This window comes from Grimontia celer, from assembly GCF_900055185.1.
In the GTDB taxonomy this organism is placed as follows: domain Bacteria; phylum Pseudomonadota; class Gammaproteobacteria; order Enterobacterales; family Vibrionaceae; genus Enterovibrio; species Enterovibrio celer.
Map to the genome: position 1 here is coordinate 1787863 of NZ_FIZX01000002.1, position 25480 is coordinate 1813342.

Sequence of the window (25480 nt, forward strand, 5' to 3'; positions counted from 1 at the left end):
TGTTGCTAACTGACGTTGCTCATCCAAATGACCTGAATAAAAGCATATTCAGGTCATTTGGCCGTTAAGTTTATTTTTGTACATCCTTGAGAATAAGGAAGAAAGAAGGCTGTAATTTGAAGTCTTGCACTTGATTATTGGTCACGGCGTTCTGCTTCCAGTTCGCCACGAAAACCCAAGGCGCATCTTCCTGCACAATTTTCTGCATTTTGCGGTACAGCTTGGCGCGCTCGCTTTGGTCTGTCGCTTCACGTGCTGCTTCCAACAATTTATCGACTTCAGGGTTTGAGTAGTAACCCGAGTTGAAACCGCCTTTATCCGGCCAGGCATCAGTGCGAAGCGCCAGGTATGGCAGAGTATCCGGGTCATTGGTCATCCACGCCATTTCCGCCATGTCGGCTTTGCCTTCCAGACCAGGGTTCACTTTGCCAAGGAAGGTATTCCACTCGTAGGTTTCAATCGAAGCATTCAGGCCCACTGCTTTCAGATCTGCCTGAATCGCCGTCCCCATAGGAACAGGATCTAACATGCCCGATCCGCCTTCAGTGACGTAAAATGTCAGCTTCGCACCTTCCTGACCTGCTTCTTTGATCAGTGCTTTGGCTTTTTCAGGGTCATAAGGATAGGGCTGCAAGCTGTCGTTATACGCCCAAGCAAAAGCAGGAGGTGTTGGCCCAGCAGCGACTTCAGCCGTTCCTTCCAATACACCTTCCACTAAGGCTTTTTTGTTGATGGCATAGTTCACAGCCTGACGCATTCGCTTATCCGCGAAGGGGCCTTCCTTGGCATTCAGGATAAGGAACCATACGTGTGGGCCAGCCTGCTCCACCACTTGATAACGATTATTCTCGAACTCAGACAACGCGTTTGGCGGCACTTCCACCATCATGTCGATACTCCCTGCCAGCATTTCAGCGACGCGAGTATTGGCATCAGTGATGGGGCGGAATACCACCGCTTCCAACTTGGCTTTGTCACCCCAGTAGTCGTCGTTGCGAACCACAACCACTTTGGTATTTGAACCCCATTCCGCGAAACGGAAAGGTCCCGTTCCCGAAGGCTGACGACCAAAGTCTTTACCATGTTTTTTCACGGCATCAGGGGAGACAATGAGGCCCGTAGGGTACGCAAGATTGGAAAGGAAAGGGGCATAGGGAGCGTTAAGGGTGAATTTCACAGTTTGAGGATCAACCGCTTCCACGTTTTCTATCGACGAGAAAAAGAAAGAGAGCGGGAAGGGGCCGGTATTGTGGTATGGGTGTTTCTCGTCAAGCATACGGTCAAAATTGAACTTCACCGATTCTGACGTTAACGCTGTTCCATCATGGAACTTCACACCTTCACGGAGCTTAAACGTGTAGGTTTTACCATCTTCACTGACTGTCCAGCCCTCTGCCAGCGCAGGTTCAACTTCCAGAGTGCCATCTTTGTAGCGCACCAGACCCTCATAAAGGTTCATCAGGATCCGGAAATCATTCACGGCCGTCACAGCATGAGGGTCGAGAGACTTAGGTTCAGCGACCTGACCCACGATCAGCACATTAGGTGGTGTTTGCGCTGCAGCGGACAAAGGCACTATCGCACACACCGCGATCAATGCGGTCTTGGCTGCACGCCGCAGCCTTGTCATGAAATCACTTCTCATTTGTTTCATGGGGAAACTCCTTCCCAGTTTGTGGATGTGAAGTTAAGCATTGGTTAACTTTTATTCACATTTATCACTATAAATTACTTGCCGCAAGTATTTATCATGATAAATTGACACTAATGAGTGTCCAAGTCACACTTAGTTCACTGGCTCAGGAGCGAGACCTATGACTTATTCAATATTGGCACGAGATCCAGAAACTGGCTCGATAGGTGCTGCAGCCGCCACGGGCGCGCTGTGCGTAGGCGGTTGGGTGATCAGGGGTGATCTACGCGCGGGGATGTCCGCATCTCAGGGCGCAAAACCCAATACACTCTGGGGCGAAGATGTACTGTCCCAAATGGCTGCGGGTTCGACGGCTTCATCTGCGGTGAATGCAGTGACCAGCGTGGATTCAGGTGCCGCGTACCGGCAACTTGCTGCGTTAGATCTTCATGGAAATGGGGCCGTTCATACTGGCAGTGAAAATGGATTAGCCCATGGCAGTTTGGTAGAAAACAACGTTGTCGTGTGTGGCAATCTACTGTCAGACACTAAAGTGCTCGACGCCATGATGCTGGCTTTCAAAAATAGCCAGCTTGGTTTTGAAGAGAGATTGCTTGCTGCTCTTTTTGCTGCAGAGCGATCAGGTGGCGATTATCGCGGCCTGATGTCGGCAGCTCTTCTCATTTACAAACCAGATTCACCACCCACCACTCTGCGTATTGATTACCACGATTCACCGTTACTCGCTCTACGAACCTTGTATGAAAAACACTGTGATCCCGACTATCAGGCATGGAGGGCAACCTTGCCAACATTAGAACAACCGGAGCGTTAAACGATGAACCACCTTTTAGGCCAAAGGGCCCAGGAATATTTGAAACAACTTGCCGATTGTTCTGCATCAGAAATCGGCGTCACCCGTTTTCCATTTACACCGGAACATAAACGCGCCAATGCCTTGCTGACAGCTTGGATGCAAGAAGCTGGTCTCAGTGTTCACATGGACGAAGCAGGGACATTGGTCGGCCGCTATGATGCAGGAAATAACGCACCCACCCTTTTAATGGGTAGCCATCAGGATAGCGTCAAACAAGGCGGTGCCTATGATGGGATCATGGGGATAGTGCTGCCTATCGTTGCCTTAGATTACTTGAATCGTCAGGGAAGAAAACTGCCCTATTCTGTCGAAGTCCTTGCTTTTGCTGATGAAGAAGGTGTGCGCTTCCCTACCGCGCTTGTTGGTCCACGCGCGTTAGCAGGAACCATAGACGAAAGCGTCGTTGATAGAAAAGATAAAGGGGGCACCTCCCTTCGAACAGCATTGTCGGATTTCGGGCTTGAACCAGACAAGATTAGTCAGCTAAAACGCAATCCCGACAATATCCTCGGGTTTATCGAAACCCATATAGAACAGGGGCCAGTGCTTGAACACGAAGGGCTTCCTTTAGGTGTCGTTTCAGCCATATGCGGCATTGAGAGGCACCATTTGACCTTCACTGGTCAGGCTGCGCACGCAGGGACTGTGCCCATGCATCTTCGTAAAGATGCATTAACAGCAGCCGCTGCAATCACAATCGAGGCTGAAAAACTTGCGATAAAACTTCCTGATTTACTCGCGACAGTCGGCCAACTGGACGTTACACCAAATGTTCCAAACGCCGTGCCCGGACGTGTTTCTATGGTCATTGAGCTTCGCTCACCGGTAGATGAAGTTCGGGAAAAAGCCGGGAAAATGCTTCAGGCGTTTGCCAAAGAAACTGCCCAATTGAGGGAGCTTGGTTGCGAAATCACCCGTACTTACAGCCAGCAGGCGACTGAGTGTGACGATTCGCTGCAACTGGCGTTAGCTCGTGCCATCGTTTCCACCAATAACCGGGTTCACCACTTACCTTCAGGTGCCACGCATGATGCTTCGGCGATGGCTGATCTCACACGCGTTGCAATGCTATTCGTTCGCTGTAAGAAAGGTATTAGCCACAATCCAGCCGAATATGCCAGTGACCAAGATATGGGTTTGGCGATCGATGCCTTAATTGCGTTACTGAGCGATTTACAGTGTTAACTCTTTAAATCAGAGAGTTGTTCAATGACACAATCAATGAATAATCGCGTCTTTTGCGGCAGGTAATCTCTGGCTGTGTAGACCGCAAAGATCGAGAATCCTTTTACCGGGTCATCCGGAAGCAATTCCACTACGCTTCCGGACATCAGGTCGTCTTGATATAACCATCTCGGGCCCCAATGGACCCCAGCTCCACCAATCACTAGAGGACGGATCGCCCTTAAACTGTTCGCCGCCACATTGCTGTGAATGCCCTGATGAGAGAATACACTGCCATCGTCGAACGCAATGTCTACCCGTGCCTGAGAGAGGGAATACAGCACAAATTGATGGGATGACAGATCCTCGATTTTATCGGGCTTCCCAAAGCGTGAGAGATAATCTGGGCTCGCCACCAATACACGTGGAATGTCTCCAACATGACGGGCATAGAGAGATGAATCTGCAAGCGGACCAAACCGAAAGGCAACATCGAGGTTTTTCTCCAGCAGGTTCTCCACATCACTGCCGAGCAACAGCTCTATAGATAGATCAGGCGCCTGGGTTTGGATGTGCTGGATAGCTGGAACCAGAAAGCGCTCACCAAAGTCCACCGTCGCACTCACCCGCAATTTTCCGCGTACAGAAGAAGAGCCACCGGTTATCTCTTCCTCAAGCGCAGATTGTTCACTGATCAGTTTACGAAGCCCTTTGTAGTACTCCTTTCCCAGATCTGTTGGCAAAGAGCGCGTGGTCGAGCGTTGAAGCAACTTAACCTGAAGCCTCGCTTCCAGCGCCGCCACTTTTCGACTAAGTGAGGACGCTTCTACATTCAAATGAACAGCAGCTTTTTTAAAACTGCCCGACTCAACCACCTGAAGAAAAGCCTGTTCTGGAGTCAGCATACTTATTGCATTTTTAACAATCCATAAATGCAAATTAGCACCTTCTTTTCTCACTGTCACAGCTGTTAGCGTTGCTTTATATAAGGAAAGACAGGAGTAACAAGATGAGAAAGCTAAGAATATTCATCGGGTTGTTTATTGCATATTTTGCATTTATCAGCACAACACAAGCAGAAGAAAGTGGCGTGGTGAAAATTGCGGATAACATTTATACCTTTTCACAAAGCGGTGAATACATTTCGATGTTTGCAGTCACAGACGATGGTGTGATCGTGTTTGAAACCGTTAATACGCCCCACGCGAAAGCCATGGTCGAAGCCATAAAATCCGTGACGGACAAACCGATTATCTGGGCGCTTCAAACCCACAATCATTGGGATCACTCCAGTGGCGGTCAGGTGTTCCTTAACGAAGGCACCAAAATCCTCGCCCATGAAGATGCCGCAGCCTGGATCAAAGCCAACCCGTATCCAGACATGGTGAACCCAACCGACACCTGGTCTGGCGCACGCAAAGACCTCATCTTTGGGGATATGAAAGTCGAGCTACATTTTCTGGGATTGAACCACGGTACTGGCATGACGGTTTTCGTTCTGCCGCAACAACGCATTGCCTACATTGCCGATTTGGTCACGCCAAACCGTGTTGTGTTCGCCGTGGTGCCGGATTTCAATCCCCGCGAATGGGAACGATCGCTGGGTGAGATATTAGAGCTGGATTTTGACCGGGCAGTGTTTTCTCACAATGAAGCGGAAAATCCACTGCAAGGCGGTGGTAAAGCAGAAATACAATCCCAGCTCGAATTCATTCAGGATTTACGGGCAGGTTTCTATGCTGAGCTTCAAAAAGGCACTAACCCCATGCAAATTCCTAAAGTACTCAAACTGCCAAAATATGAAAACTGGGTAGGTTATGACCAATGGCTGGAAATGAACGTTTGGCGGATTTTGTCCGACGAATTTATGGGGCCTTATCCATGGTACGAAGTGAAGAACTGAGCAGTTAACACAAAAGGCCGGAGTCATCTCCGGCCTTTCTGGTGGTGTCGTTAGAAGCGGGATCCCGGTTGTTTCAGGAACTCAATTTCCTCTGACGTACTTTCGCGCCCCAAAATCTCATTTCGGTGCGGATAACGCCCAAAACGATCGATAATTTCTTTGTGTCGGACTTCAAACTCATAATTGTTTTCAAGCCCCGGCTGATTAAACAAACTCAGTGCCTCCTCGTGCACAATCTTAGATTCACTGTGCATATAAGGCATATAAAGAAAGCTACGCTGAATCGGCGGCAATTCACGGTCAATACCTAAAGAAACCGCTTCCTGCGCCAGCGCTAAAGCAAGAGGATCTTGCGCAAAAGCACGTGGTGTATCCCGGAAAATGTTACGGGAAAACTGGTCGAGTACGATAATTTCCGCCAGACGCCCTTCTGGCTCTTCACGCCAGTTGAAACACTCGGATACAGATGCCTGCTCCAGCACCTCACCAAAGCGCGACTTGATGGTTCGGTCCAACTGCTCATCTTTGGCAAAACACTGCTTTAGTGTGAGCTCCTCAAACCAGAATGTCAGCACCTTTCTGTACATCTTCTCCCTCCCTCTTTTTATAACTTCCGTTGTTACTAGCTTGATAGGGTATAGCGCACTTCGTTGAATATAACTGTCTCGCCACTCAGATAATTTGATGTTTTGTCCAAACACTCACTTTAAATGCAAGTGTCCGGAATGAAAACGATTCTTCCAAGCCTCATAACGAGCCTCCTGAAAGTAGTGGAAAGCGTAAGCTTACCTATCCGGTCTATCGAATCGTGAGCAAAAAAAATCCCCACCAAATATAGGGTCTGTTTATCTCTGGTGATTTAATAAGGATATAAAATGGAAGTTGTTACCAGCTGGGCATCCCGTGTGCTCGAGATCAGTGCCGCTTTATTCGTTTTCCTGATTGGATGCGGTGTATTAGCACTTATCTATGTCTACGTCCGCGACATTACACAAACCAAGCAAGCCATTCGCAGAAACTATCCCGTGGTTGGCCGTTTCCGCTACTGGTTTGAACATATGGGCGAATTTTTCCGCCAGTACTTTTTCGCGCAAGACCGCGATGAACTGCCATTTAACCGGGCTCAGCGTAGTTGGGTTTACCGCGCGGCAAAGAACGTCGACAGTACCATTGCTTTCGGTTCAACACGTCCGCTAAACCAGCCGGGGGATGTCATTTTTCTCAACTGTCCTTTCCCGACACTCTCTGAAGATGCTGTGCCCGCTAGCTCTGTCACCGTCGGTGAAGGCGTAGCGAAAACACCATTCATCACGTCGAGCTTTTTCAATATCTCCGGTATGAGCTTTGGTGCGTTAAGCGTACCCGCCGTGTTATCCCTCTCCAAAGGCGCAAAGAAGGCCGGTATTTGGATGAACACCGGAGAAGGTGGCCTCTCGCCGTATCACCTTCAAGGAGGCGCTGACATCATCTTCCAAATTGGTACCGCCAAATACGGTGTGCGTGATGAAGAAGGAAACTTGAGTGACGAGAAGCTCAAGCAGATTGCAGCCCACGAGCAGGTGCGGATGTTTGAGATCAAAATGAGCCAGGGTGCCAAACCGGGCAAAGGCGGCATACTCCCTGGCAACAAAGTGAATGCTGAAATTGCTGCAATTCGCGGTATACCGGAAGGTCAAGATTCCATCAGCCCGAATGGTCACACTGATATTCAAAGCATCGATGATTTGTTGGATATGATTGCGAGAGTTCGGGAAGTCACGGGCAAACCTGTCGGTTTCAAAATGGTGCTGGGTGCTTACGGTTGGCTGGATGGTTTGATGAAAGCCATACATGAACGTGGTATTGAGTCCGCACCGGATTTCATCACGCTCGATTCCGCCGATGGCGGTACCGGTGCAGCGCCGCAGTCACTGATGGATTTTATGGGTCTGCCTATCAAACGCAGCTTGCCTTTGCTGGTTGATGTGCTGGAAAGCTATGGCTTGAAACAACGGGTGAAAGTGATCGTTTCCGGCAAACTGGTTAACCCAGCGGAAGTCGCCTGGGCGATGTGTATCGGCGCAGATTTCGTAGTTTCAGCCCGAGGCTTTATGTTTTCACTGGGTTGTATTCAGGCACTTCAGTGCAATAAAAACACCTGTCCAACGGGCATCACCACACATGATCCCAAACTTCAAAAGGGCTTGGTGGTATCCGACAAAGCTGAGCGAGTCGCCCATTATGCGAAAAACATGATGTATGAAGTGGGTGTGATAGCCCACTCCTGTGGTGTCGCGGAGCCGCGCAGGTTACGCCGCTTCCATGCCCAGATGATCAACGACCATGGATTACCGCAATCGTTGGATGAACTGCACCCACCAGCAGAAGTGAAGCCTGAGTATCAAGCTAAGTTATAGTGGAGCGTTTGGAGGGTGTCGCAGGAGATTGATGGTCCAGATACCGCAGAAATGACGTAGAAAGAAAGCTTAAGCCCGAATCCTGCCGGGCTTACCACTGATTCCAGCTGTCAGTTGCTCAATGTCAGTTTACTGATGCTGCTTGAAGAAGCGTTCAGCGTTAGCAAACAGTTTTTCACACAGCTTCTTTTGCTTGTCATATTCTTCAGAACCCGCGGTCATTGCTTCCAGCACTGCTTTTTCTTTGTGGTATTCACTTACCATCTGTTCAAATCTGGCTTCATGGCCATTTTTCCAAGCCTGTTTCTGAAGGTTTGCTCTTTTCTTTCTCATTGCTAGGTCCTTTTTTGAAACCCCCTGAAACTTGAATGTCTCAGTGTGGGATTTTCACTTTGAACGACGGAAATTAGGCTCGCAGAGAGAAGCTACTAAATGGGCGATTAAGAAGAAGAATTCACTGAAGACGAAATGAATCGAATGGAGACTGAGAAAATACTTGGACTAAATGTTTCATTTATAGCTCTGACTCCAGAGCTCGCCAAACTATACAGGTTGCTGAGGGAATAGATAGGAATTTCTATGCCTAATTTATTTATATCCTGAATATCATAAGGTTAACGACCGCATACAGCAGTAAGGTTGACCCAGCCACCCAATTTACCCAGTACGACTTGCAGACAAGTGATGGGCGATGACCATCAAGATGGTGCATCGCCACCTGACATCTTCTGCGGGTTTCGTTGAGGTTTAAACATGATAAGCAAATTGCCAATCAGCATGATTAACGCGCCCACAAACAAAGAGACTTCGACACTTTCTCCATAGACCAGCGCACCCACCATACCAATCGCCGGTAATCTCAGGAAATCCAGAATGACCACCGTACTAACCTCAGCGTATTGCATCGCTTTTGTCATACAGAAATGCGCGCTCAGGGCAGTTAGGCCTACGATCACCAACCAAAACCACTGCATCCCAACAGGTGCAGTCCAGTTGTTCAGCGCAAACATAAACCCTATTGGTAGCTGAATAAGACACATATAAAACAGGATAGTCAGCGGACTTTCAGTGTTTGAAAGTGACTTGGTAGAAGCATGTGAGATGGCATAACAAAAAGCGGCTGCCAGCACGATCAGTGAATACCAATTAAAGACCTCAACACCGGGTTTCAATATGACTAACACACCAGCCAGCCCCAATCCAATGGCGGCGAGTTTTCGAGCAGTAATGGATTCACCTAAAAACAACCACGCAATCATGGCTGTCCAAAGTGGAACGGTAAACTCCAGTGCAAAAACTTCCGCAAGGGGCAGGACAGTAATTCCCAGTAACCATCCGTATTGCCCGGCAAAGTGAAACGTATTTCGCAGGCCATGTAAGCCGATCCGCGTGGTGAGAAAACCGCGGTTGTTTTGGGTGATCAATAGAATAGAGCAAATAACCAGCAGGCCAAGCACACTCCTGAACAGCATGACTTGTGAAGTATGAATTTCTCCGCTGAGTTCTCTTGCTCCAACCGCCATTAAACAAAAAGATAAGAGCGTCCCAGACATCCATAAAATTGCTTTAACGATAACGGTAAACTCCACGTGCTGACTGATAGGTTAGATAGGAGGCCTTATTGCGGCGTGTGGTATAGAGAACGGCTGTCTCTGTGGCGCTCAACTATAACAATATGTTTTATTGAGATTTAGCGAATGCCTGAGTTTTGTGAGCGACCATTCCATTCGCAAAGAAACCGTTCGAATTAGCGGGTGTTTGCATCCCGCCAACTCGAACATTGAGGGCGAGCTATTTCGTGTCGGACCTTAATACCAGTTCAACCCGGCGATTTTGCTTCTGGCCATCTTCATTCAGGTTATTGGCAACGGGCGCATACTCACCTACCCCTTTCGCTACCAGCTGTCTTTTGGGGATTTGATATTCGCTGGTCAGCGCTTTCACCACAGACTTTGCCCGCTTATCCGCAAGCTTTTGGTTGTAGGATTCGCTGCCTTTGTCATCGGTATGGCCCACCACATAAAATTTCCAGTCTGGATGTGCTTTCAAATAGGTCGCCAGAGTATTAATCACCGCTTTCGACTCTGGTAACATCTGATCGCTGTCGAACTTAAACAGCAAGCCATCCAACGCCACATGCCCCGTCTGTGCAATCTTGTCTGTTAATCCTTCGAGGTCGATAACTAAACGGTCATCTTTAAGCTCAGTTTCTTCGATAACGCGCAACTCTCCCCAAAGACCACCGGAAAAACCGATCACGTAGACCATTGCATAAACATTGCCTTCTGGACGGTCAAGCTTGTATAGGCCATAAAATTGGTCTTTTTCATTACCGATATGAACAAGCGTGTTCAATCCCTCATGAAGCTTGTCTTCATCACCGCATTCCTTTCCCTCACAACGAAACTGAGGAACAAAACCCAGTTTACTCAACGCTGATTGGTAGTTGGCAAACGCTTCGTATTCTGAATATTGCCTTGGCAGTTTGTACCCAATATCTGTGATTTTTCCATCTAAGGCCACAATCTGGTGCTCTCGCTTTTCTGTGACTGCCGTTAGCACTTTAGTTCTCCCGAATCCAAGCTGGGTATACTCGACGATCCGGGCACCTGGCAGTCTCTGCACCATTGGATGATCTTTGCTACCTTGTCTGTCTTTACCGGATTTATCCTCAAAGGTCAGCACTTCCACGGGCGCACTCAAATAAGCTGCATCGACGCTAATCAGGTCAAGAGGCTCCTCAACGTCTTCGATAACATCAACCTGTAATCCTGTTCTATTGTTGGTCTTTACCGAGTAAAGAGATAGATAAATCGGTTTAGTTTCGTGACTCAATTTAGCCACTAGAAGAGCCGCTTTACCGGATAATATGTTGCTGCTAGGTTCAAGTAGGTTCTTCAAGCCCTTCACCCTACCACACGCCTTTTCCTCGCATTCAAATAGAACTTCCCCTCCCAATGCTACGATTTGAGCTTTGTAATTGTTAACTAGGTGAAAGGGTTCGAAGCCAGCAGGAAGCTCATAGCCTAAACGAGTCAGTCTACCCCCTTGTTTCTGCACTATTGGGGCTCCACCATCTATTCCCATCACTAAAGGAAACTTGGTGTAATGTTGAACTGTTCTTTCTTTAAGTTCACTTTCCGGCGGCGCACTAAACAGCTCTCCAGCCGATGCAGTGGTTACCAGCAATGTCGTAAGCGCTAAACCTAATACGAATTCTATTTTTACTTTCCCTAGCCACAACTTCATTGCTTATCCCTCTTCAAAACACGCTGTCTTTACGACAGTCGGTAACCACGACTTTGGACGATTTCACGTCTTCATAGGTCAGGTTAGGTGCATCATCCCCAGCAAACTTGACGATAACTGCTCCTGACCCCAGAAGGGGTGCTAATTGGCCGCAATCGCCAGGCTGTTCAATTACGATGTAGTCCATGCCTGATTGAGTGAGTGACCCCCAGTCTCCAGAGTTCACATTTGAAAACACGGCAGTTGCCGAAACATTGGAAAGATCGCCGAAGCTATGGATAGTGCTGTGGTCGATCAGAATTTGAGAAAGAGACTCCGCACTGTTAAGCGGCGAAAGGGATTCAATCTCCCCTCCACTGAGCATGACATCGCTAATAGTTGGGAACTGCGCCAAATCATTCAGACGGATCTTGGCGGATGTTGGTAGTTCACAAATGACCGTAGACAGATCATTGACGCGCTCTGCTTGATCCATTTCCGCGGACTGTTTAAGACATTTTTCGATTTGAGGATCGGCGAAAGCCAACTCACTGATCAGCGGTGACACCGTTTCCTCATACTCATCTTGGAAATGGTCGCCTTCTACAAAACCAGCATCCGGGTAGCTGTCAGCATTCGCCAAGTATTCATCCGCAAACTCATCACCAAGCATTTCAGGCGGTAAATCAAAATCTGAGTCTTCAGCCAAAATAGCCTGCCCAACCAACGCCTTAACAATAGCTCCTTCCACTTCATTAAACTGCTGCAGAATAGGTTCAGCATCCCCTACCACACAAAGGTTATGGACCATGAAGGTTGAGGGAACCGTGGCCATTAACATGGCATTCATGTTCAACGCCATCATCACATCTGATGCTGCCATGTCAGTATTCGCGGCAGCTTTTAAGGAGGGAATCGCATCGGCAAAGTCATTAAGCTCCTCGATGCTTTGTCGGTATTCCGTCACCAAATCCGGTCTGTAGCAGGTTGAGCTCTGATCGACTTTATCAAGGAAAGCTTTGTACTCAGTGACATAACCATTCCCCAGCGAAGCGTTACTCCGTGCCAGTGAAGCCAAACGACCAAGGTCACCACTACGAACTGCTGTTAAAGGGCTTTCCGTCTTTTCAAGCACATCTGTCATGGCTGCGATAATTTCTTGGTAAGCCTCGCCGTTCTGCTGACTTTCTTCCATCAAGGATGCTGTCTTTCTTTGCAGATCTTCCACCAACTGAATGTTGTGGTCAATCTGCCCATATACCACAGAGGGCAAAGACAGCATGGCGGCAAACAACAGGGTTGCCAATCGGCTTGTCTTACTGACTGTATGGCGCTTGGAATTCAACATACTCATTTCCTTTCTAACCGCTTGAACGATGCAAACGTTCACTGTCCATCGACCACAAGAGGCTTGTCGCACATTTCGGCAATCTTCTTACCTTGGTCAATCAATTTGGTTTGGCCGCCAGACATCAGTTTTACTCTTTCTCCGGTATCAAAAAGCATGACCAGCTCATGCAGTTTTCCACCATGACTGTCACGGGAACGAAGGCTTCTTGCCACAGAAAATCCGCTGATAGTGTGGAGGTTTGCCTTTAGTCGATAGACGGGATAAAGGCTGGTAATTTGCCGGGTTAAGGTCCCTTTACGAAGGTCTATTTTTATATGGTGGTCGAGAAACATCATGTGCCAGGCAAAGCCTGACCACATTGCCCATGTAAGTATCGATTGCAGCGAATCCACTGTGCGATACCAAATCAAAAGCCCTGCCATCACGAAGAACAGAATGCCGAAAAACCTCAGCAAACCTCCTCCGCCTAAATGCAGTTTTCGAACGCTGTTTGTTGTGTCATGAGTTGCATTCACCATGGCATCACCCTTGAATCCCATTAAGCACAAACAGCATCGTCCCGAGGGTTAACGTAAACGGGAATATCCAAAGCAAACGCCATATCGAACCCTGAACCTCAAACTCTGCGCCTTCAATGCGTGACGGTTTTACGTAGCGGGGTTTGCCTGCTGCAGTCATTTCCAAAGAACGGATTTCAGGCCAATCAGTGACGTTATCAAGCGCGGTAATCCCGACTTCTTTGGTGAGAAATAAAGCCATTTCCGCAGTTTGATCAAACTGACCAATGCTGTTTCTGGTCATGGACTTCCCGTCCGCATTCAACTGCAACCAACAACCAGACTTATGTGCAACAATCGGTATTACCGTGACATTGCAATCACGAATGGACCATGAGGCTTTTTCAGGGGGTGTTTTTCCCCAACCCCGACGATGAGAAACGCGACCACCGCTGAAAACAAAACGCTCTGTACGACGCATCAGAATGAGAGAAATAAGAAAAAGAAAGGCAGCCACGATCAGAAAGAAGTACATCTGATTATCGCTTTCCATCCAGGAGACAAACGCCATGACGATTGACGCGCTCATTGGTACCAGCGCTATAAAGCCAAATACCTTCCAAATTTTCTGTTGCATCCCAATCAGGTAGAAATTTCCATCGGGATCTTGTTTGAGGTGATAGCGGGCGCCCCAGTAAAGGTCGTTGTATTGCGTGTCCATCCACGTCCCTGCGGCTGGTGAGTCAAGATGAAACGATAATCTCCCCGACACGGTACGTCGATATGCCCAATGTTTTATTCATTAGACTTGCCACTAATTAGGAAAGGCCAAAAGCCCCAGTCACTCGACACTTCCAGACTATCAAAAACAAAGCTTTCGGGCGTTTCGATAAAGAAATTGAATTAAAGATTTAGAAAAAACGGTAATACTTCACCCTGTCTTACCAATGAAGCATTAGCTGTTAAATATTGAAATTATTTTGTGCCGGAGATATAGACATTTATGACGACTTCATCGAATATTGCGCGCCTTTTACGCTCAACGGACGAAATGTGCACCATTTTCTGATGTTGGGTTTATTTAGTTCCTTCCTTTTTCGGATCTAAAGACACACTTTTATGAAGTCCATTAAGCTTAAGATCAGTACTTTTACTGGTGTTGCCACCTTAGCCGCAATCAGTGCGATGACGGCTTTTTCACTCTACTCCTCAACCCAACTGCAAACTCAGTCAAACCATCGAAACCAGACGTTATTACTGGAGATGTTTAACAACGGCTTGCAGGCGGAATTAAGCTCTGCCGCTGAAATGATCGCCGGAGAGTTGTCAGACAGCTTCCTGCAAACCTCTTTGATGGCAGAAAACTTCTCCCGCCAGCAAAAAGCGAGTGATCAGGACACCCGAGATAACTTACGCGCCACCTTAAACCACCAATTGAAGGGGCTGCTGGAGAGCAACCCAAATGCTCTCGGTGTCTTCACCGCATGGGAGCCGAATGCCCTCGATAGCATGGATAACCTCTATGCAGGACAAACCGGTCACGATGGAAGCGGCCGCTTCATTCCTTATTGGAACCGTGATGCTGCAGGTCGTTTCCAACTGGAACCACTGGCAGGCTATGCGGATGAAACCCGCACGGAAGGCGGCGCGCGTGTGGGTGAATACTATCTATGTTCCCGCGACAGTCGCCGAAACTGTCTGCTCGACCCTTATGTCTATCCCGTTAACGGCCAGAACGTGCTGCTGACCTCTGTCGTCTCACCCATTCTGGTCAACGGCAGATTTGCCGGCATAACAGGTCTGGATATCTCTTTGGCAGAGCTTTCGCACGTTGCGGAGTCTTTAAGCCAACGCCTTTACCAAGGTCAAAGCCACGTGATGCTGGTAACCGATCGCGGAACGATTGCCGCAGACAGCAACGACCGCGCACTGGGCGATTCTGTCAAATCGCTCGGCGGAGATGCTAACCAATGGGCAAACCGTTTAGGTCGTGACGGCTATCACAGCTTTACCAGTGCTGATGATCAACGCATCACGGCCATGATCCCTGTCAGAGCCAATTCCGACATCGCGCCCTGGACCTTAGTCGTCACACTGGACAAGGCGCTGGTGCTGAAAAACGTTATCGCACTGCAGCAGCAAGCACGGGAAGATCAGCGCGAACAAACCCTGATTTCGCTACTAATGGGTGTGGTCGTCTTGCTGGCAAATATTGCCCTGATTTGGGTAATTGCAGGCCGCATTGCTGCCCCGATCCGCAGTACGTCTGAATTTATGCTTCAAGTCGCTGATGGTGATTTTACCCGCCGATTAAGCAGCGAAGCAGACGCCCCGGATGAAACCGGTGAGCTGGCGCGTGCTTGTAACACCTTCCTTGACCAGACTCAGGCGGTGATCAAGCAAGTGACTGCGACCAGCCATACGGTGTCTGACAACGCTGTTCAGTCTTCTGCGGTTTCCCAGCAAACATTGGAAGGTGTCAGTCGCCAAATGCAGATGGTGAACCAGGTCGCTACCGCAGCAACCGAGATGAGTACCACGGCGCAAACAGTGGCACAACATGCAGAAAGTGCCGCTACTGCCGCGACAACCACACAACACGCCGCCGCTCGCGGTCAGCAAATGCTGAACGAGGTACAACAGGCGATCGAAAAGCTGGAAAGCGAAGTGTCGGAAGCGTCTAACGTGATCACCCGCCTTGGTGAAAACAGCCAGAACGTGCATGGCATTATCGATGTCATCAAAGGCATTGCAGACCAAACCAATCTGTTGGCACTGAACGCGGCGATTGAAGCTGCTCGCGCCGGCGAATACGGCCGTGGTTTTGCCGTGGTGGCTGACGAAGTACGTTCTCTGTCACTACGCACCCAGTCTTCTACCCAACAAATCTACGATTTGATTAACCAGTTGCAGGTTGATGCTGAAAGTGCGGTTGAAGTGATGGATGCAGGTAGTCAGAGTGCGCAGGCCTGCGTCGAACTGGCAAATAATGCGGCTGCGCAGCTCACTCAGATGACAGACGAGGTGGACAACATTTCGATGCTAAATACAGAAGTGGCAAGCATTGCCATGCAGCAAAGCATGGTGTCAGAGCAAGTCAGTCAGGATCTGGTAGAGATCAGCCAGGTAGTGACCGAACTTTCCAGCGCGGCAGGCCAATCACAGAGCAGCAGCCAGCAGCTGAAAGAAACCGCGGAATCTCTGGATAAAATGGTCAGCCATTTCACGGTCTAGTCTCGGCTTAACAAAGTGGTGATGGGCAAAACCTCTATCTCCAAAATGGTAGGTCAAGGTAAAGCGCTGACCGACATCGCGGTAATGCTGGATAACTTCGAATTCTGGTTCAATATTATCGAGCCAAAAGTTCAGAAGTGATCTTCACACACTAAAATGCAAAAGAGCCTCAATTGAGGCTCTTTTTTATTGAAATTCGCAATCTAATTGGCGGTTTGTTCAGGCTTGGTTGTGTCCAAAAGCTTTTTAGAACCAATGTGATGTGGATGTAGTTACCGCTTCACTAATATCCACATATTCTAGGTCAAGACTCGCGAGGAACAGACCTGAGATTTAACGCGAAGGAATTGAACGTACAAGCGTGAATTTCGCCACGAAGGCAAATAACAGTATTGTGTCCAGTCGCACGCATTTAGAAGCGGACTCAATGCGCAAAACTAGTCCAAGTAAAAATTCACCGGCAAAGCAGCTGGCTTTGAAACGGCCCCCTAAAAGGGGGCTGATCACTTATGATGCTTAATCAAATGTGGAGTGTGCAAAAATCGAGTAGTAAAGAGCTAGATTTCAGACAATAGGTTTGAACCAGAAACTTTGTATCTGTATTAGGAGATTGGATAAGAATAGCTAAACCACACCCAGGCAATCAAAATAGCAAGTAAAGTAAACAGGATACCTTTTATAGTCTTACTCCTTAAACTCAGTAACAGTAAACCAATACCAAAAACTGAACTAAGGTCTAGTGTCTTCCAAATATGCGTCAGCACTTCATAGGAGCTTCCTGTGTAAGCGAAGTAAACAGAAGTGGGTTCAAATTGAAAGGACATTAAATCTGTTGTTAGAAATATATAGTGTCCACCCAGCCCATAAATAATAAGAATAACTCCAGAAAGGACCAGCGAATCGCGACGACTTTCATTATCCTCATCTGATATCTGCGTACCTTGACCAAATTTATTTTCATTTGCATCAGAGTTCTTGAGCATCAAAACAATTAACCACACAGTACCGATAAGTGGAATGAGTGGTAGGAGCATCATCCAACCTGATTTACCTACGTCATGTAAACGTCGAACGGTAATTGCCAATGCAGGAAACACTGACAAAGTTATAAAAACAAAATAAAAAGGACCGAACACAATATCATTTAAAGTGAAGGCTAAACCCTCAGTGACACTGGCGTAATAATCTTCCTCAAACCTAAAATATCTGAAGCTAATTAAAATATCGTCCAATATCGTTGCAAAGTAAGCTAGAATAAGACTAAACAGGTTGAACATCCAGAACTCTTCTCGTCCTGTCCGACCTCTGTAATTGAAGCACTCCTGCCATCCTTTTAGGTAAAACTCCATATACTCTCCTAGATTTTTCTTACTCGTCTCAGCTAGCTGAACTATGTGGTCTGACTTTTTTTAATCAAAAAAAATAAACAGCCATCAACGCAGAATTTTATTTGGCCAATAGCCTCCGTGGCGCTAATGTATGAATTTCAATTGAAAGCGTCAACACATTGTCCGAGCGAATCCACTAAAGATCTCTTTTCTAAACAATGAGAAAGACACGCATCGCCCCCCGAAATAGCCACCAGCAATCTGCATCTACTAGCTTAATTTTTTTCGCCCCAAAGAGAGTGTAGATACATTGGGTTTGATGCTAGATGGTGCATAAAAGAAGTTGAAAGCGCCATCCGAACAGGCTGATGCGATACATGGTTATTAGGCGAGGTTAGATTAGCTTGATGGTCCTGTTTCTTCTTAAGTTAACTCAAAGTTTAATGTATCGAGATCGTTAGAATTAAACAGTGAGTTTTGTGGCAAAATCTTCCAATCTATCTTTTGTTACCCGTTGATTATAACTATACCACTTATCCTCGGCTTCAGAGCCTGATAAGGAATGGTCAGTTTGAGTGGAAAGCCACTCATCGAAGTGGGTGTATTGAACAATGCCTTCTTCACTGACAAAACCAACACCGCAGTAGCCGTAATGACAGAACCCAAGCGTGTGTCCCTCGATGACAAGGTCATAAACACGCTCTGCTAGCTGATTACCAATGGGTTGTATATCTGCCATGTTTGAATTTGTCCTTTTGCTTGGTCAAAGCTGATAGATTCGCTAAACGTTTACTCGGTTCCCAGACATCCGCAGAATTGCCTTTTGGTTATCGGGTATCTGCAAAGTGTGATGAGTAGATGCCAGCAAAAGCATCTGGCCAACTTTAGGGGAATAGCCACTATACATTTCACACAAATTAAACTAATCCGAACCAAATAAAATAGATCGTTGCCTCTAACCCGTTTCTGTACCGCCTCTTGTCAGGCCGAACCGTTTTGCCACGTTGATGTCCAAAAACGATTTAGCTCAAAGGAGCAGGGCTTAGGTTCAGTTCGATTACAAGCTCAACAGCTTGTCATTCTGGCTCAACATCATCGAACAAAGAGTTCAGAAATAACCGTCACACACTGATATGCAATTGAGCCTCAATGGAGGCTCTTTTTTCGACGCGTCTATCAATCCTTCCTACAAAACTCTTTCTAAATTCAAAACCGCAATTTTTGTCAGATGCTCTTTTTTTTCTTGCGACACAATCAGTTGCAAGATACCCAAGCGACCTGAAGCTACCGGATTCAGGTCGTTTGGGTATAAGTCACAGGGAGACGAGTTATGAAAAGAATACCTGCGCTCGATAGCCTGCGCGGTTTGCTGCTGGTTTTAATGACCATTAACCACCTGATATGGCTCAGTGGCGGCAGAAGCCTGCTCCAATACTTTACCCTTCAACCACTCGGTCAGTTTGGTGCGGCGGAAGGCTTTGTGATGATTTCCGGCCTGCTGGCAGGCGCGGTTTATAGCCGCGCGGAGCTGTCAGACAGGGAGGCCACAGGTAAAGTCCTGCGACGCGCTTTTACCATCTACAAATACCATATGGTCAGCCTGCTTCTGGTGATGGTGTGGTTCTCTTATTGCGCGTTTGCGTTGCCCGCTGTCGCGCAATCCCTCGGCAGCAGCTTTAACAATCTCGGGGAAGCGCCACTGGCCACCATTTTGTTGAGCGCCCTGCTGATCAACAAACCGGATTACCTCGAAATACTGCCTCTGTATGTCATTTTCATGCTGATTCTACCCATCGCGCTATACGCGTTCCGCCGTGGGTGGATATGGCTGGTGCTGGCAATCAGTGTCGGGGTTTGGGCAATCAGCACACAGATTAACGCCAGCCTCCTTTCATCACTGTTTAACACAAACGTTCAGGTCGGCTACTTCGACCCGTTTGCGTGGCAGTTACTGTTTATTGGTGGCGCTGCCATTGGCTTTTCCAATGCCAAAGGCAATTTGCGCTGGCATCACCCTGCCGTTGCCACGGTCTGTTTGGCTATCGCTGCATTGCTATTTGCTGCTCACCACGACGCGTTTCTTTCAATGGGTATCCATCAGGGTGTGCTTTATTCCTTTGCTGACAAGCCCGAGCTGGGTTGGCTGCGCATGCTGAACCTGATGGTTTGGGTATACCTTGTCGCGACTGTTATCCATAAATGGCCATCAGCGCTGGTATTCCGTCCATTGAGCTACATTGGTAAAAACTCACTTCAGGTTTTCACTTGGCACGCGGTGCTGATTTACTTTGCCGCACCTTTCCTCAGCGAAACCGTTCTCAATGGTTATTACACCTTGTTTGTGCTGCTTCTGACGGCGACATTGTGGATGGCATCCTGGCTTCAAGAACGCCGCAAGCAGGCTGGTAATACATTGATACCTGTTACGGCTCTTGCGTCGATTTTTGTTGTGGTATTAAGTGCCAGTTTAATCAGCAAGCAGCCCAAAGAAGCGCCGACATTCGCACAGGGTGAATCCTATCCGCTGACGATTAAAATCACGGACATTCAAGTGGAAGAAGCGGGGGTGGTGGTGTTGGTTTACAACGAAACAGACAATTTGATGGGAGGCGCGCCAACTGCCCATGCCAACCATTATACATCAGACGAAGCCCGTGAGGGCATCACGTTGGAAGCACTGCCATCAGGCTTTTACGGCATCATGGCGTATCAAGATATAGATGGTAACAACACGCTGTCGTTTGGTGCGAATGGGATCCCTTCTGAAGGGTTTGGTTTTTCAAATAACCCTGCGCCGCAAGGGCCACCCTCTATGGCACTGATCAAGTTCGCCCACCATGAAGCACAAGACCAAACCATTCACTTATTGAACTTATATTGAATCCCAAACAGGCATTTCGGCTCAAGATGCAACCGAAATGCCTTACTTTTAAACATGTTACCACCCTCTAAATTACACACCTCCGACCACAACCCATGTTAAATCGTGATAGAAATCACACCGCGCCATACATTCCATAAATATGAGAACACGGAAAAGTGATTATTTTTAACATTGATTCAGCCGCACTTATCGGTCCCTTGCTGAAAAACAACGCTTTCGAACAAGGCATTGCCCTTTACTTTAACGACGGAAAGTCCAACCGCCGCGTAAAAAGCTGTCGCGAAATTCATGAAGAATTTGAAGGAAATGGCATGTTCACCAGTGTGTTCATGGGCTTTCGCCTTACTTTTACAGATGGTCAGGAACTCCACATCCACGCAGATAGCAATCAAGCAGCCAAACTGCTCGGTCAGCCTTATCAAATCAACAACACGGCCTCAAAAGACTTGGTGGATTGGGTGCTAGGGTAAAAAACCATTCCTAGAAACAATCAGCAAAGCCGCCAGGTCATTTATCTGGCGGCTTTTTTCTTTTCATACGCCGAGCAAATGAAGGGCTGACCTTGATTAAGAAGAAAGGTTGAAAATTCAATTTCATCTAATAAGTAATGCTTATTACCGACATCACCACACCTACTTAGAAAGGGTGCTCTCCCGTCCGTAGACTTGCAGTCAAAGATAAGGAATCACAACGAGTTATACACTCGATGCAAGGATGCTCTCGCTGATTGAAACTTACTAAGAGAGCAAATTTATGAAAAAGACTGTAATCGCACTTTCGCTTGCTGGCCTGTTTTCTGCTGGCGCAATGGCAAACTCTATCAATATTGACATCGACAACAGCGTGCCACACGTACCTGGGAACGGTATTGAAATTCCTGTAGAGCGCCCGCAGCCTGTTGACCCAGGCTTCGGCGTTAAACCCGATAGCAATGTGCCAGATCGTAATGGCCCAAACTATACGCCACAGCGCCCTCAACCTGCTGACCCAGACTTCGGTGTCACTCCGGATAGCAACGTACCAGACCGTGATGGTCCAAATTATACGCCAGAACGCCCTCAGCCAGCTGATCCAGACTTCGGTGTAGATGTAGACTCTACACCTGACCGTCCAGAGCCAGCAGACCCTGATTTTGGTGTAGACCCAACGCAGCCAGAAAACCCTATCGTCATTGATCCTGAGTTTGGTGTTACACCTACTTCAGATCGTGAACTCATTGCTGACTTACAGCAGCAAATGAACGAACGCTTTGCTGAGATGGAAGAGCACATGGATGGCGTTCGAGCAGGTATGCACGCTATTACTAATGCACGCCCATTTGTGACCGAAGGTGAATTTGCAATCGGTGCCGGTGTGGGCTTCTCAGGCAGCAAAGAAGCCTTGGCTATCGGTGGTGCTTACGGCTTCAACGAGAAAATCAGTGTTTCAGGCACCTTCCACTACGAAACATCTGGCAAGGTATCTGGTTCAGAAGTTGCTGGCGGTGTCGGCATCCAATACAAGTTTTAAGTTCTCTCAGCGAACTTAGGCCCCGGAGACGGGGCCGCTTTGTTTTCCCCCATTTTCATCCCACTAGCCCCCCCTTTTGATTTTTCCTACATAATGCTAGCTTGACCCGACTATAGGATCAGGGTTCACGATGCCTGTTCTTTCAGCCAAACGGTGTTTTTATGTTGACAGTTACCCAACTCGCACGGGAGTTTAATATCTCACGTGCCACCATTCTTTATTACGAAAGAGAAGGCCTCCTGACACCTGCCTGTCGAAGTGATAATGGCTATCGCTGGTACGGAAAAAAGGAGGTTGAACGGTTAAGGAATATCGCGGCTTATCGTGCTTATGGGTTACCGGTTTCCAGCATTCGAACATTGCTTGAGCAGAAAGATATGGATCAGGCTCAGATCCTCAAAACGCATTTCCATGCGCTTGAGAATGAAATCCAGAACCTGAAAGCGCAGCAGAAAGCGATTGTCGCGCTGCTGCATGCACCCCATCTTTTGGAGGAAAACATCGTGAATAAAGAACGTTGGACACAGATTATGGCCGCAGCCGGATTTTCGGAAAATGACATGGTCAAATGGCATCAGAAATTCGAAGAAATGGAGCCTGCTGAACACCAGAAGTTTTTGGAATCACTTGGCATTGGGGCGGATGAAATAACCCGAATCCGTGCACTGTAGGTGAATAACCAAACCCGCCTTGCAGGCGGGTTTTCATTTTACTCGGTATTCCGGCCAGCATAAAAGACGAACTCAAGCGGAATGACCCTCGCCTTTTCATCGGCAGACCAATAAGTTTCAATCTGCTCGTAAGCAACATCAAGAAATGCCTCGCCATGTTCCTCAATGCACCGTCGGGTGGCAGAGAACGTCTTAATAAAATCGAAGAATTGATCGAGGTTCCATTCAACCTTCATCTCAAATTTTGGTGAACTCAGTCCTTCAAAAGGAAACTCCACATCCTTGTAGTGACCGGTCAGAAGTGAATTTTGGGTCGCCCAGTAAGGCGCAATCACATTGAGAATTTGATCGTGGAAAATTCTCTCTATTTCATATGGCAACACTGGCCATATATATCCCCAAGCAGCGAATACACCACCTGGCTTCAATACACGTTTAACTTCCGGCCAGAAAACGGGGAAATCGAACCAATGGAGAGCCTGAGCCACACATACCAAATCAAAGCTATCGTCAGGGAAATCTGTGCTTTCCGATGGCATAACACGGTAAATGACGTTGTCGAACCGTTTTGCATTCGCAATTTGCTGGTCGCTGACATCCGTCGCTATGACACCTTCAAAACAATGTGACAACCCTTCTGACACCTGGCCGTTTCCACAAGCACAATCCCATGCTTTAAGGTTCGATGGAGAGATACTTACCAGATAGCGATAAATCTCATCGGGATAAACGGGCCTCGCTTTCTCGTATAGATCTGATTTGTCGTTAAACAGGCTATGTATTTTCATTTCCTCACTCCTTTAGCGATAGATGTCCAAGTTGGTTCCTTCCAATGCGCTTGCCTGCACAACTGATGGCCGTTTTGCCATTGCCTTCAGATACTGGCCTAAGTGAAGAAAAGAGAGCGGCGGTCTAGGCAAATCGCTCCCCCAATGAGAAAGCATGAACAGAAAGAAATCACACATACTGACCCGGTTTCCAACTAGAAAGTCTTTTCCTTCCAGTGCGCTATCGATCAAAGCAAACATTTCTGTGATTCGGTCTTCTTGTGCACTTTTGATCGCCGCCACTTCATTGACGTTCTCTGTATGTCTTTGCGGGTAGAAATAGACCATTAGCTCAGATTGAAGCGAGGATGTCAGGTAGAACAACCATTGGAAAAACGAAGCTCTCTCAGAACTTCCAAGTTCAGGAATTAGACAAGACTGCGGGTGTTTTTCACATAGGTGCAGTCCGATAGCTGCACTTTCATGAATCACTCGTTCATTATCGACAAGCACTGGAATGCGCCCTGTCGGATTGAGTTTCAGATAGCTTTCGGATTTCTGAGCATTGGCCTTTCTGTCGACCAATATCAGCTCATAGGGCAATCCTATTTCCACCATCAACATGTGGGGCGCCCAACTTGCATTACGTGGATAGTAAAAGAGCTTATACAAAGCGATGTCCCGGGTAGCTGCTATGTGTATGAATCATAACACCGAAGCATAAGGCGTTGATTTATCGGGAAAGGAACATTCATCACAACTCGCAAATAGAAAAGGCAGGTATATACTCCTGCCTTTTCATCAATCGCGCGTTTCAATCTCAGTGATGGCTACCGTGATCGCAACCAAACAAGGACATTTCTGGCATTTCCAACCCGTGCGTCCAATGCGTATCGAAAGCAAAAGCGGTGCCCATCAAACCAAACAATACCAAAGCGGCAATCGCTAATTTTTTCATTGAGTTATTCCTTCTTATTCATGCTCAACAATACGCGCAAGTATCGTGATTTTTTCAGGAAAAAGAAGGCGCTTTACTTAGCTTTACCTTGCTTTACGCTTGGTGAAATTGAAGGAATTGCTTCGCCGTTTGGGAAGGAGCTTCAATCATCGGAAGATGCCCCATATCCTTCATCACTTGTACTTCTGATTGAGGGACTAATTTACCGAGGATGTCAGCTCCGGCAACGTGCAGTACACGGTCGTTATCTCCCCAGGTAATCAGCGTTGGCTTATGAAAGCCTTCAAGCACAGTATCCAACGGCACAGTGAAATGAACCTGTCCATCATCGATGTGGTGGATCTGCTGGAAGATTTGGCTGTTTAACGGAAAGCTAACCTGAGCTCTTTTGGCCAGCTCTTTGATGATAAAACCGGGAATAAATGGCGGCTTGTGAAATGCGAAGGCCAAAAGCTCTTTGTATTGCTCGGCATCACCCACCAGCACTGCAGGACGCTCTTGCTGGCGCAACATGGCAAACATCTCACTGTCTGGTGAAGTGGCGACGCCTAACGGGTTTAGAAGCCACAAACTCAGTACTTGTTCAGGGTGCTCCACTGCATAATTTCCCGCAATATAACCTCCCATTGAATTGCCACCAATGTGAAACTCTGACAGGCCAATAGCTTCTACAAATGCTTTCAGACGCTCTACCTGAGCAGGTACATCGTAGTTTAAATCAGGTTGCTTGAGGCTCTCGCCAAACCCGGGAAGATCTGGCGCTATAACCCGATACTTGCCAGTGAGGTGTTTCGACATTCGTACCCAGTTGTCTTTATCGGCGCCAAAGCCATGAAGTAGCAAGAGAGGTGTACCCGAGCCACCTTCCAAATAGCGAACTTCCCCTTCGGAAATAGTGGTCGTTTTAAGCACAAGGCCTGCCATTTTCCTTTCGGTGGCAACACCCCATTCAAAACGTTTTTCAGCAGGCGTCATCACATAGGCGATAACAAGCAGCAATATAAATACGAGGATATAAAACACGTTGTCCGTCCCTGTTATTGAAGTTTTTATTGCTCTTCATCGTCCGGATTTTGAGCA

The 25480-nt window shown here is 47.6% G+C and carries 24 protein-coding genes; 9 read left to right on the top strand and 15 right to left on the bottom strand.

The features are described 5' to 3' along the window. Positions 1-70 precede the first annotated feature (70 nt). Positions 71-1654, bottom strand: a complete 1584-nt coding sequence (locus GCE9029_RS18330; protein WP_062665468.1) for an ABC transporter substrate-binding protein — start codon at positions 1652-1654, stop codon at positions 71-73. 160 nt (positions 1655-1814) lie between these two features. On the opposite strand from GCE9029_RS18330, the gene GCE9029_RS18335 reads away from it, so the two are divergent. After that, positions 1815-2468: a DUF1028 domain-containing protein gene (locus GCE9029_RS18335; RefSeq protein ID WP_062665470.1), complete on the top strand. Its 654-nt coding sequence runs from the start codon at positions 1815-1817 to the stop codon at positions 2466-2468. 3 nt (positions 2469-2471) lie between these two features. Continuing rightward, positions 2472-3695, top strand: a complete 1224-nt coding sequence (locus GCE9029_RS18340) for an allantoate amidohydrolase (protein WP_062665472.1) — start codon at positions 2472-2474, stop codon at positions 3693-3695. On the opposite strand, the gene GCE9029_RS18345 is transcribed toward GCE9029_RS18340, so the two are convergent. Then, positions 3692-4579, bottom strand: a complete 888-nt coding sequence (locus GCE9029_RS18345) for a LysR family transcriptional regulator (RefSeq protein ID WP_062665474.1) — start codon at positions 4577-4579, stop codon at positions 3692-3694. The two genes, GCE9029_RS18340 and GCE9029_RS18345, sit on opposite strands and share 4 nt — an antisense overlap. A gap of 104 nt (positions 4580-4683) precedes the next feature. Between GCE9029_RS18345 and GCE9029_RS18350 the strand changes: the two genes are divergently transcribed. Beyond that, positions 4684-5577, top strand: coding sequence for an MBL fold metallo-hydrolase (locus GCE9029_RS18350; protein ID WP_062665475.1), 894 nt, complete (start codon positions 4684-4686; stop codon positions 5575-5577). A gap of 50 nt (positions 5578-5627) precedes the next feature. Here the strand turns inward: GCE9029_RS18350 and GCE9029_RS18355 are convergent, their stop codons facing one another. Beyond that, complete coding sequence (locus GCE9029_RS18355; RefSeq protein ID WP_062665477.1) at positions 5628-6164, bottom strand: DUF924 family protein; 537 nt, start codon at positions 6162-6164, stop codon at positions 5628-5630. A 288-nt stretch (positions 6165-6452) separates the two neighbouring features. On the opposite strand from GCE9029_RS18355, the gene GCE9029_RS18360 reads away from it, so the two are divergent. Beyond that, positions 6453-7973, top strand: coding sequence for an FMN-binding glutamate synthase family protein (locus GCE9029_RS18360; protein ID WP_062665479.1), 1521 nt, complete (start codon positions 6453-6455; stop codon positions 7971-7973). Positions 7974-8102: 129 nt separating this feature from the next. Here GCE9029_RS18360 and GCE9029_RS18365 read toward each other — a convergent pair whose 3' ends face one another. The 6 genes from GCE9029_RS18365 to GCE9029_RS26820 form a co-directional block, all read right to left on the bottom strand. Further along, positions 8103-8306 (bottom strand): hypothetical protein, encoded by a 204-nt coding sequence (locus GCE9029_RS18365; RefSeq protein ID WP_062665481.1) that lies wholly within the window; start codon positions 8304-8306, stop codon positions 8103-8105. A 365-nt stretch (positions 8307-8671) separates the two neighbouring features. Continuing rightward, entirely contained in the window at positions 8672-9562 is an 891-nt protein-coding gene (locus GCE9029_RS18370) for a DMT family transporter (RefSeq protein WP_269449279.1), read from the bottom strand. A gap of 202 nt (positions 9563-9764) precedes the next feature. After that, a complete protein-coding gene (locus tag GCE9029_RS18375) occupies positions 9765-11222 on the bottom strand; it encodes an OmpA family protein (RefSeq protein WP_062665484.1) in 1458 nt (485 codons plus the stop codon). A 13-nt stretch (positions 11223-11235) separates the two neighbouring features. Next, entirely contained in the window at positions 11236-12549 is a 1314-nt protein-coding gene (locus GCE9029_RS18380; protein ID WP_062665486.1) for a hypothetical protein, read from the bottom strand. A gap of 38 nt (positions 12550-12587) precedes the next feature. Next, positions 12588-13070 carry a hypothetical protein gene (locus GCE9029_RS18385; RefSeq protein ID WP_157487827.1) on the bottom strand — a complete coding sequence of 161 codons (483 nt, stop codon included), beginning with the start codon at positions 13068-13070 and terminating at the stop codon, positions 12588-12590. Between the two features lie 4 nt (positions 13071-13074). After that, a complete protein-coding gene (locus GCE9029_RS26820; protein ID WP_062665490.1) occupies positions 13075-13770 on the bottom strand; it encodes a hypothetical protein in 696 nt (231 codons plus the stop codon). Positions 13771-14168: 398 nt separating this feature from the next. Here GCE9029_RS26820 and GCE9029_RS18395 point away from each other — a divergent pair, with 398 nt between their 5' ends. Beyond that, positions 14169-16283 carry a methyl-accepting chemotaxis protein gene (locus GCE9029_RS18395; RefSeq protein WP_062665491.1) on the top strand — a complete coding sequence of 705 codons (2115 nt, stop codon included), beginning with the start codon at positions 14169-14171 and terminating at the stop codon, positions 16281-16283. Positions 16284-16885: 602 nt separating this feature from the next. On the opposite strand, the gene GCE9029_RS18400 is transcribed toward GCE9029_RS18395, so the two are convergent. Together GCE9029_RS18400 and GCE9029_RS18405 are read right to left on the bottom strand one after the other, a co-directional pair. Beyond that, the gene (locus GCE9029_RS18400; RefSeq protein ID WP_062665493.1) at positions 16886-17632 is read right to left on the bottom strand and encodes a DUF805 domain-containing protein; all 747 of its coding nucleotides are present in this window, start codon (positions 17630-17632) and stop codon (positions 16886-16888) included. Positions 17633-18074: 442 nt separating this feature from the next. Then, the gene (locus GCE9029_RS18405) at positions 18075-18350 is read right to left on the bottom strand and encodes a hypothetical protein (protein ID WP_062665494.1); all 276 of its coding nucleotides are present in this window, start codon (positions 18348-18350) and stop codon (positions 18075-18077) included. Between the two features lie 591 nt (positions 18351-18941). On the opposite strand from GCE9029_RS18405, the gene opgC reads away from it, so the two are divergent. The 4 genes from opgC (at position 18942) to GCE9029_RS18425 (ending at position 22675) form a co-directional block, all read left to right on the top strand. After that, on the top strand, positions 18942-20492 hold the full coding sequence (opgC, locus tag GCE9029_RS18410) for an OpgC domain-containing protein (RefSeq protein WP_062665496.1): 1551 nt from the start codon (positions 18942-18944) through the stop codon (positions 20490-20492). Positions 20493-20650: 158 nt separating this feature from the next. Further along, positions 20651-20965 (top strand): hypothetical protein, encoded by a 315-nt coding sequence (locus GCE9029_RS18415; RefSeq protein WP_062665498.1) that lies wholly within the window; start codon positions 20651-20653, stop codon positions 20963-20965. Positions 20966-21248: 283 nt separating this feature from the next. Further along, on the top strand, positions 21249-22004 hold the full coding sequence (locus GCE9029_RS18420) for a YadA C-terminal domain-containing protein (protein ID WP_062665506.1): 756 nt from the start codon (positions 21249-21251) through the stop codon (positions 22002-22004). A 161-nt stretch (positions 22005-22165) separates the two neighbouring features. Next, positions 22166-22675, top strand: coding sequence for a MerR family transcriptional regulator (locus GCE9029_RS18425; protein ID WP_062665508.1), 510 nt, complete (start codon positions 22166-22168; stop codon positions 22673-22675). A gap of 38 nt (positions 22676-22713) precedes the next feature. On the opposite strand, the gene GCE9029_RS18430 is transcribed toward GCE9029_RS18425, so the two are convergent. The 4 genes from GCE9029_RS18430 to GCE9029_RS18440 all read right to left on the bottom strand — a co-directional run bounded on the left by GCE9029_RS18430 (position 22714) and on the right by GCE9029_RS18440 (position 25423). Then, the gene (locus GCE9029_RS18430; protein WP_062665511.1) at positions 22714-23463 is read right to left on the bottom strand and encodes a class I SAM-dependent methyltransferase; all 750 of its coding nucleotides are present in this window, start codon (positions 23461-23463) and stop codon (positions 22714-22716) included. 12 nt (positions 23464-23475) lie between these two features. Continuing rightward, the gene (locus GCE9029_RS18435) at positions 23476-24114 is read right to left on the bottom strand and encodes a glutathione S-transferase family protein (protein ID WP_062665513.1); all 639 of its coding nucleotides are present in this window, start codon (positions 24112-24114) and stop codon (positions 23476-23478) included. Positions 24115-24262: 148 nt separating this feature from the next. Continuing rightward, positions 24263-24400: a hypothetical protein gene (locus GCE9029_RS26570; RefSeq protein WP_165015169.1), complete on the bottom strand. Its 138-nt coding sequence runs from the start codon at positions 24398-24400 to the stop codon at positions 24263-24265. Positions 24401-24493: 93 nt separating this feature from the next. After that, positions 24494-25423 (bottom strand): alpha/beta fold hydrolase, encoded by a 930-nt coding sequence (locus GCE9029_RS18440; RefSeq protein ID WP_231870152.1) that lies wholly within the window; start codon positions 25421-25423, stop codon positions 24494-24496. Positions 25424-25480: the final 57 nt, after the last annotated feature.